Annotated in this window: 5 protein-coding genes; 2 read left to right on the top strand and 3 right to left on the bottom strand. The window is 32.9% G+C overall.

The window, feature by feature from the left end:
- The first annotated feature begins 233 nt into the window (after positions 1-233).
- Together mobV and MHH71_RS30440 are read left to right on the top strand one after the other, a co-directional pair.
- Positions 234-1,460, top strand: coding sequence for a MobV family relaxase (gene mobV / locus MHH71_RS30445; RefSeq protein ID WP_244268567.1), 1,227 nt, complete (start codon positions 234-236; stop codon positions 1,458-1,460).
- Between the two features lie 125 nt (positions 1,461-1,585).
- Complete coding sequence (locus MHH71_RS30440) at positions 1,586-1,708, top strand: YjcZ family sporulation protein (RefSeq protein WP_006097515.1); 123 nt, start codon at positions 1,586-1,588, stop codon at positions 1,706-1,708.
- Between the two features lie 221 nt (positions 1,709-1,929).
- Here MHH71_RS30440 and MHH71_RS30435 read toward each other — a convergent pair whose 3' ends face one another.
- The 3 genes from MHH71_RS30435 to MHH71_RS30425 form a co-directional block, all read right to left on the bottom strand.
- A complete protein-coding gene (locus tag MHH71_RS30435) occupies positions 1,930-2,487 on the bottom strand; it encodes a replication/maintenance protein RepL (protein ID WP_078212197.1) in 558 nt (185 codons plus the stop codon).
- A gap of 564 nt (positions 2,488-3,051) precedes the next feature.
- A complete protein-coding gene (locus MHH71_RS30430; RefSeq protein WP_006097513.1) occupies positions 3,052-3,291 on the bottom strand; it encodes a hypothetical protein in 240 nt (79 codons plus the stop codon).
- Between the two features lie 31 nt (positions 3,292-3,322).
- Positions 3,323-4,021, bottom strand: a complete 699-nt coding sequence (locus MHH71_RS30425; RefSeq protein WP_078212198.1) for a DUF6973 domain-containing protein — start codon at positions 4,019-4,021, stop codon at positions 3,323-3,325.
- Positions 4,022-4,385: the final 364 nt, after the last annotated feature.

The raw sequence follows: 4,385 nt of genomic DNA, 5'->3' as shown, positions 1-4,385 counted from the left end.
AGTTCGATTGAGGGGGGCTGGGGAAGAGATCCCCAGTGGGTTTGGGCAAAGCCCAAGGTCTTTATTCGGCAAGCCGAATTCCCCGTAGGGGCACACTCTTTACGATAGTAAAGTATAGTGTACTATACTTTACATGGAAGTCCACCGAAAAACAGTAGAGAAGTATATATACTTTATAGAGTGGTCGAGAACAAAATAAAGAGAAAAAATAGGACAAGTTGAGGTGAGGATTCGTGAGTTTTGCTATTTGTAGAATGCAGAAATTTAAAATGCGAGATGTGAAAGGAATCCAGATTCATAATCAACGAGAAAAAGAGAGTCATACAAATCCTGATATTGAAAAAGAACAAAGTCATTTGAATTATGATTTACATAACGATCAATACATTGATTATTTAAGAACAGTGAAAGAAAAAATTGAACAGAACGTTGAAACCAATCGAGCAATTCGAAAAGATGCGGTTGTGATGTGTGAATTTGTGGTAACAAGTGATAAAGCTTTTTTTGAACGTTTAAGTGAAGAAGATCCAGATTCTCAAAAAGAATTCTTTGAGGAAGCCTATAGCTTTCTTAGAGAGCGATATGGAGAACAAAACATTGTACATGCAGCGGTACATTTGGATGAAAAGACGCCTCATATGCATGTAGGAATGGTTCCAGTAACGGAAGAAAAGAAGTTGTCAGCAAAACAGATTTTTAACCGTAAAGAGTTAGTCTCACTTCAAGATGATTTTCATGCTCATATGGTGGAGAAAGGCTTTGATTTAGAGCGTGGTGTATCTAGTGATAAAAAACATATTGAAACGACGCGTTTGAAGGCTTTAACAGCAAAAGAAGAAGTACAAGTGTTAGAAGAGACTCTTTTAGAAAAAGAGTTGGAAAGGCAACAAATAGAGAAATCTATGAATCAGATGAAAAATCGTTTAAATGCTTTAAAAGGAGCTGTTAAAGTAGGAAAACAAGTAGAAGAGATGCCTGTGAAAGAAAAAGGGGGTCTCATACGCTCTAAAACGGTTGAAATTGGTTTAGAAGACTTTCAAAGGATTAAAACCCTTGCAAAAGCATCGGAGGCCTTTAAAAGGGAAAATGAGACGTTACAGAGACAAAATCATGCTTTGAAAGTGAATAATACAGATTTACATACATCTGTAAAACGTTTAGAAAAAGAGAAAAAAGAATTAGAACCATATAAAGCGAAATATGAGAGACTTCAAAAGTTATTTGCACAAATGCAGGAGTTTTATAAAGAACGAGTTCCTCAAGGATTGGAGAAATTTCAACAAATTGTAGGGTATTGCAAAAAGAAAGTGAATATCACTTTAAATCCCTTTAGTAATACTCGTTATAGTGAAAACAATTTAACAGAACATGAAAGAAAAGGATATGATCTTGCTTCAAAAGATATACAGCAAAAGAAAAAAGAGAAAAATAGAAATAGAGATAGTGGTTTAGAGAGATAAAAAGCATTACACCCAAAAACAAGAAAAGGATTTGCTCATATATTCTTTAAAAACATAAGGTAATGTAAACCGTTAAAACACATTTATGTCTCAGTTAATACCCTCTTACTCAAGGAGGAATTATTATGGGTTTTGGAGGTAGTTGTGGCGGCTTTGGTGGTGGATTCGCTTTACTAATTGTGCTGTTCATCCTGCTAATCATTATTGGTTGCAGCTGTTGGGGTGGGGGATTCGACGGAGCTTGCTAAAAACAATTAGAAAAGGCACTCATATGGGTGTTTTTTCTTATGAAAAAATCCCTACATAGGCATCTACATTCATTTATTAGAAACATATAAAAAGGACAGACATAAATTATATTACGTTTTGATGTATTCTTCTTATTTTATAAATATGTGACATAGCTAAAAAGCCCAAAGTACTACACCAAAAAGTACCCAATTTTAAAGAATCATGGGTACTTTTTGAGTTATTCTTTCTCTTTTAACATTTTAATATTGTTGTAATTATATTTGTCAAAAAGCGTATTGTTTTCTTTTTTACTTAATAAAATTGTTCCGTTAAAACCAACATACTTTTTCTTATTATGTGCATTTTGGAAAGCTACTTCTGGATTTATTATGTATGCATTAGCTGTACCTACTTTTGCAACATTAATAAAATTATGCTCTTCAAGATATTTAATAGCTTTATATATTGTTGTTCTACCCTTTCCAAATTCTTCACTTAAAAGTTGTTGTGAGGCCATTACTAGATTGTTATTGTTCATGTTATCTAAGAAAAAGACAAAAATTTCACTAGCTAATTGATTATCTTTAATTAATAATTGTAGAGCTTTTAACCCCATTCCTTTATAAACTTGTACAAATGGAGGATTATCAGCTTCTTTTTTACGTTGTTCAATTTCTTTTTGTTCAGCATCTTTTAAGTCGATTAATTTTTCAACAGAAGACAAAGGTAATCCAGTTAATTCAAGAATTTGCATTAAATCGTTTTTACTGATGTTAATATCATCTTTATTTTGCAAAATTATCAACCTTTCTTCGTGAACATATATGTTCACGTTTGTGAACGTCTTGTTTAAATAATAGAACAAGACGTTCACAAAAACAATAAAAAAGTGAACGTCTTGTTTCCTTATGTTCACCCCTAGGGTGAACATATATGTTCACCCTAGGGGTGAACATAAGGAAATTATAAACCCATATTTATCAAGGGTTTACTAGGTTTTCCCTTCTATATCTATTAATGGGCTATTCACTTATCAATGGACAGGTAGTATTTTTGAGAAAAAACCTCTCAAAAATCTCCACCTTTTTCGCTACGCTTCACCATTGATAAGTGAATTTCGGCAGGTATAGGCATGTCGCCAAGCCGAACATACCAAAAACGAGGATTTAAGTAGCACGACTTGGACTAGTAATTATACCTGCCGAACCGCTTAAATTAGCTGTCCATAAAATAGCTCTTACTCTATGTTTTTATGACACTATAAGGGGCTAGCCCCTCGCTGCGCTTCACCCCAGCCTTTGCACTCACACCCAAAAACAAGGAGACCTCCTTGTTTTAAACAAAGAGGTCTCCTTATTTTTTAAGTACAACATAATATTACTTTATCTGTATCTTTTTCCTGAATTTTTAAATTTTTTCGTTCATCAATTTTGTAAGGAATATCATTATCTTTTAACTTCTTCAATAAATAATCATTTTCATGTACATTTTCTTTCCAAATAATATATTTTTCATTTCTTGCATCATTGAAAAATATAATTCCAGCTAAACATAAAAATAAAATTGTTAATGTTGCAAGTAAAATGTAGATTTTTTTCATAGACTAAGGTTTTTTCCCCTATATTTTTTATTTATTGATTTGTCCATAATAACCATCCTTCAGGTTTTCTTATATATTTTAATAAACCATTTCTTATATCTTGTTTAAGATTATCAGCCATGGATTGTTCAAATAAAGAATAACCATTAGCAACTCTCCAATTATACATATCTCTTCCCTTTTGATTGTTATAATAATCCATATCGTGTAGTTTTTTCTCTGTTGGATTATATCTTTCATGATTGTCTGCTACAATTTTCGCATTAGAACAACCTATACTTTTACACATTAAAGCATTCCAGTATGAATGCCTAAATGCATCACCTTTTCCATTATCTTGACTCTCTTTAGAATAGTATGCATTTGTCATATTCAGCGCAGTATTCACATTCAATCTTGCTTTTCCACACTTATAGGCACCAATTGCATTAAGACATGCTTGTGTTTCTTTAGTTTTTCCTAATGCCCCAGCAATACTACCGCTATATTGAATATCAGTGTCTTTGTTCTTTTTATTCAAACGTTTTAACTCTTCCAATCTTTTATCAGCTTCAAGATCTGAATTGATTTTCCCCTCTTCAATTTCACTAACTAATTGTTCAAATGCTACCATGTCAAATGACTCTATACCTGCTGGAACTTCTTCCGTTGTTTCAGCAAAAACACTTACTGTTGTAAAGCTCATACATAAACATATTAATACTCCAATTATAGATTTTCTCAATATCATTTTTATAAACCTCCTACGTCATATTCCTTGTTCTATTATTTTTTTAATTCACCTCGCAATGAAAACTTTACAGAATATTCCAGCACTAAACAAGACTGGTTCTCTGTCAATCTTTTTGTTAACATAAATATATATTAAGATGTTACTTAATTAGGTGAATTGTAAACTTTGTTTATATAATTTTCTAAATATTCTTTATTTACGATGGACTATTTGTGTTGGTCAATCAAAACGGACCTAGCGAAGCGAAGGGAGTATTTGACTTGACCAACCGCGCTACACCCGAACCCTCTCGGCACTGAACAAACTACCGTTTGTTCCTGCCAACCGGCGAGGGAGCCCCTCAGGGATTGAGGGGTTGGGG

The sequence above is a fragment of the Bacillus sp. FSL H8-0534 genome (genome assembly GCF_038005885.1).
Taxonomy (GTDB): domain Bacteria; phylum Bacillota; class Bacilli; order Bacillales; family Bacillaceae_G; genus Bacillus_A; species Bacillus_A pseudomycoides.
Note: the sequence above shows the minus strand (reverse complement) of the source record. Positions and strands in the feature narration are given on the sequence as shown.